Source organism: Kitasatospora sp. NPDC057512, from assembly GCF_042802135.1.
Lineage (GTDB): Bacteria > Actinomycetota > Actinomycetes > Streptomycetales > Streptomycetaceae > Kitasatospora.
Map to the genome: position 1 here is coordinate 1 of NZ_JBHVET010000719.1, position 4317 is coordinate 4317.

Genomic DNA, 4317 nt, shown 5'->3' on the forward strand with positions numbered 1-4317 from the left:
GCCAAGCCCGCCGCGCCGAAGGCCGGCCCGGCCGAGTCCGGCGGAAGCGGGATCGGCATCACCTTCGGCGGCCTGAACGAGGGCGGGCAGATCGAGCTCAACGGCCCGGTGTCCTTCTCCGTGACCTGGAAGAACAACGACGCCACCGGCACCCGCAGCGTCGCCCCGGTGGTGGCCACCCAGCAGTACGAGGGCGCGCCCTGCAGCCGGATCATCGCGACGGCAGACGGCACCCTGGAGCGCAAGGACGCCTCGGGCTGGAAGAAGCTGGAGCTCAGCCAGGGCACCGGGATGGACTACGTGATCAACCGGAAGGACGGGGCCTTCACGCTGGCCGCCGGTGAGAGCCGGACCATCGAGTACCGGATGCGGCTGTCCACGGCCAACCGGCCGGGGCGGATCACGATCGAGGCGGACGCCCCCGTGTCGAACTCCACGGACTACCAGGGCATCGCGAAGGCCGAGCTGAACGCCACGGTCGTCGACCACAAGAGCCCGGTGGTGAGCGGCGTGACCACGTCGAGCCCCAAGGTCGGGACGACTCCCGCCGAGTTCGGCTTCGTGGTCGACGCGCCGCGGGGCACCGCGGACCTGCAGCTACCTTCGTGAAGCCAAGCAGCACGGCCTCCCGGCGTCATCTCGGCCCGCCCCGAGGCCCCGCCGAGTGGTCCGCTCGATCATGACCGACCCAGCCCGCCTCCGCGCCGACGACGCCCAGGAAACTCAAGGAGATCGGGGCTGCCTGCCCGCACCTCGACGCCGCGGCCGGACACGTCCGTGACTTCGCCGCCATGCTCCATGACCGACGCGGCGACTTACTGCCCGCTTGGATGACCCGAGTCCTCGCCGACGACCTACCCGCCCTCCACTCCCTGGTCGCCGGCCTCCGCCGCGACCAGGAAGCCGTCGTCGCCGGACTGTCCAGTACCTGGAGCTCGGGCTAAGGCGTGTCTGACAAATGATCATCTGGTCGGTTCGCGGAGCCAGAGGATCAGGGAGGCCAGGACGACTCCAGCGCGGTAGCGGTCGGCGAGCTTGTCGAACCTGGTGGCGATCGCGCGGAACTGCTTGAGGCGGGCGAAGCATCGTTCGACCACGTTCCGATCGCGGTAGATCTCCTTGTCGAAGGCGGGCGGCCGACCGCCGAGGCGCCCGCGGCGTCGGCGATTGGCCACCTGGTCGCGGCGTTCGGGGATCGTGGCAGCGATGCCCCGGCGCCGCGGCAGATGCCGGATCGCCCTGCTGGAATAGGCCTTGTCACCCAGCACCCGCAACGGTGTTGTGCGCGGGCGGCCTGTTGCGGCTCGCGGGACGTGGATCCCGTCCAGGACCTCGGCGAACGTGGTGGCGTCGTTGACGTTGCCCGGGGTGAGCACGATCGACAGCGGCAGGCCCCGGCCGTCGACGGCGAGGTGGACCTTGGTGGTCAGCCCGCCTCGGGACCGGCCGAGGGCCTGGCGCGTCTGTGAGCGGCCCGGATCTTCCAGTTCGTCCCCGTCCGCATCCCCTTTTTGCGAGCGCCGGCGGCGTGCTGGTGGGCTCGGTTGACCGTGGAGTCGACGGCGACGGTCCACTCCACCCGGCCCACGGCGTCGTCGCGGACCTGGACGTGCTTCAGCAGCCTCGCCCAGGTGCCGTCCGCTTCCCAGCGGGCGAACCGCTCGTAGACGGGCTGCCACGGTCCGTACCGCTCGGGCAGGTCGCGCCACGGGGCCCCGGTCCGAAGCCGCCACAGCACACCGTTGACCACCTGCCGGTGATCACGCCACGGGCGGCCACGCCCATCCACCTGCGGCAACAGAGGCTCTATCCGCTCCCACGCCGCGTCCGTCAACTCACCTCGACCTGCCACAAGATCAATTATCAGACAGGCCCTAGGTCGAAGGTCATGTCACGCGAATCAAGCTCCTCAAGCGCATGGCCTACGGACGAGCCAACTTCGACCTCCTACGCCAACGCGTACTCCTCGCCCCATGACCGTGCGACAGCGCACGTCCACAACACCTTTCAGATGTGGGCAGTGAGGCCGGTGACAGGGTCGTGGGAGATCAGCGTCGGCATCCCCGGGTCATACCGGACAACCTCGCCGGTCAGCAGGGCCAGTCGTTGACTGGCCGTCGCCACCTCGACCAGGAACCGCAGCACGGAGGCCACCCCGGCCCCGTCGAGGACGTCCTCGGGCCAGACAGAGAACTCGATCTCCTCCTTGTCGCAGGGCAGGGCAAAGAACCACACAGAGCCCAAGCGGGCCCGGAAGGAGAAACTTGTCCCCTGGCCCTCAGGCTCGTCGGCCCAGACGCGGAAGAGGTCGGCGAAGTCCGGACGCACGGGATCGAGCCGGGGGTAGGGGTGCTCGACCTCGGTCTCGTCGGCTACAACACGCAGGCGTTCGAGGACCGCGATCCACTCACCGCGGGTCGTGTCGAGGACCCGGATGTCCCTCAGGCTGCCGTCGACCTGAAAGACATCGCACATCCACGGCTCGGGCAGGCACCGAGCGCGGGTACCGTGCTCACCGGCGTGGACGTCCTCGTGCGTCAACTCGATCTGCCGCCTCGCGTTCATCTCTCCCATGACACCAAGGTAAAACGTCGCTACTGCAGGGAAGGACCTGCCCCAGCCGGTTCAGGGGTGGTGATCATCTATCCCGGGTCCTGCATCACAAGATCCCCGCCAGAGCCCATATTTCCCCAGGGCGACGGTCACGTAATTCCCCAGGTCCTGCCCGCCGACATGAACCAGGTCGCGCCCGTGCTGGTTGGCGAGGTCTCTCTGTCAGTCCCACCACAGCACGACAAGCAGGTTCCGCCGGGATGCCTCCTCGTAGAACTCGTGCAGGGCCCTGAAGTGGCCCAGCAGATACTCCGTCGGGCCGCCGATGATCCCCTCGGCCCCGTGGCCGATCAAGGAAGCCGCATTGCTGTGGTCGTTCGACAGGTCCGTCAAGATCGCCTGCATACCGATCTCTCCGAGCAGTGCTGAGACGCGAGCGACTTGGACTGCGGAGAGGGCCGTTGGAACGGGGCCGAAGGGGCCGATGGCATGCGGGTGCGTGTTGAGGAAGCCCAGGTCGATCGCTGTATCGCCTTCGGTGGCGTGCCTGAGCGCATCCAGGTGGACGCCATCGAGTCGCGCCAACTTGCAGGCGCGTTCCAGCATGGCTGGTGCCCAGTCCAGATCCAGACAGTCCGCCGGTGGCGGGTCCCAGCGGGGGTCCCCGTCTGGCGACTCGTTGGCTGACTGACGGCAGGCGGCGAGGTACTCCGCCGGGACTCGGGCAAGCTGCTGGGTGACGGCCATGAGGGCAGTATCCCGAGGACGTCCACCGGATTTCCCCTAGTGGAGGACATCCTTCTTCTCCGTCATCGCGCCCTGACACCTGCTGTTCGTCCCACCACGAGCATTGCCAGGGTGCATGGCTTGGAAGAGGGCACCGATCCTCGCTCGCCCCCGCGCGGCAGCACGGTTCACCGGTTCCCCGGGGGTGGGCCCGGGCCGACGCGCACAAGCGAGGTGCGCCGCCCCGAGCCTACCGGCCGGCACATACAAGACCCAGCGGCGCAAGCGGACACGGCGGCCCGGCGGGAAGCCGCGGTGAGGCGCAGCGGGGCGGACGTCAGCATGGCTGCCGGGACGGCCGTGCACCTGCTGGCCCGGCTGCCCGGGAGACCTATCAGACGTTGAGGTCGCCTGCGTCGACGAGGGCCTCGCGGAGCTGCCGAACGGCCTCGGCCCCGGCGGCCGGGCTCGTGGTGTCGGCGGCGGTCAGCAGGGTGCGGGCTTCGGCGCGCACGCGGTGGTCCTGCCAGGCTCCGGCCGGGTGGGCCACCAGGTGCGCGGCCAGGCGCAGCGCGTCCGGGCTGTCGGGGTGGTGGGCGGCGCGTTCGGCGATGAGGTCGGGGTGGTCGAGGCGCGGGGTGTGGTGGGCGGAGGCGAGGGTGAGGGTGAGCCAGGTGTCGTCGTCGAGGGGGGTGTCGGTGAAGGAGCCGGCGCCGGTGAGGGCGCCCTCGGGCAGGACCGTGTCCACCGCGGCGCGCCACAGGCCGGCGGCGCGGGCCCGGACGGCGGGGTCGTCGCCGGTGAAGCGGGCGGTGGCGCGCAGCAGCAGGGTCACGGCTGCGGCCCCGCCGGGGCCGTCGGCGAGGTTGGCCAGCAGCGTGCCCGGCTCGTCGAGGGCTTCGGGGTCGGTCAGCAGGGCGTGGGCGAGGTGGCCGGCGGTCTCCGGCGGGGCCTGGGCGCGCAGGGCGGCCAGCAGCTGGCCGCGGTCGTGGGCTGTGAGATTAGTCTCGTCGAAGCGGCCCCTTGTCTTCATTTTAT

4 protein-coding genes and 1 pseudogene are annotated in these 4317 nt (G+C 70.0%); 1 reads left to right on the forward strand and 4 read right to left on the reverse strand.

The window, feature by feature from the left end:
* Window positions 1–609: hypothetical protein (locus ACFU6K_RS32515; protein WP_380669165.1), on the forward strand; the 609-nt coding region annotated here is incomplete at its 5' end.
* 353 nt (window positions 610–962) lie between these two features.
* Here ACFU6K_RS32515 and ACFU6K_RS32520 read toward each other — a convergent pair.
* From ACFU6K_RS32520 to ACFU6K_RS32535, 4 genes and pseudogenes are all read right to left on the reverse strand, one after another.
* Window positions 963–1852, reverse strand: a protein-coding gene (locus ACFU6K_RS32520) for an IS5 family transposase (RefSeq protein ID WP_380669167.1) whose coding sequence is annotated in 2 segments (ribosomal slippage) — window positions 963–1504 and window positions 1504–1852 — 891 coding nt in all. Because the reading frame shifts where the segments join, the coding sequence is not laid out codon by codon here.
* Between the two features lie 155 nt (window positions 1853–2007).
* Window positions 2008–2574: a hypothetical protein gene (locus tag ACFU6K_RS32525; protein WP_380669169.1), complete on the reverse strand. Its 567-nt coding sequence runs from the start codon at window positions 2572–2574 to the stop codon at window positions 2008–2010.
* Window positions 2575–2775: 201 nt separating this feature from the next.
* Window positions 2776–3300, reverse strand: coding sequence for a DUF1877 domain-containing protein (locus ACFU6K_RS32530; RefSeq protein ID WP_380669171.1), 525 nt, complete (start codon window positions 3298–3300; stop codon window positions 2776–2778).
* 373 nt (window positions 3301–3673) lie between these two features.
* Window positions 3674–4317, reverse strand: a pseudogene (locus ACFU6K_RS32535) (hypothetical protein); the annotation flags it as partial.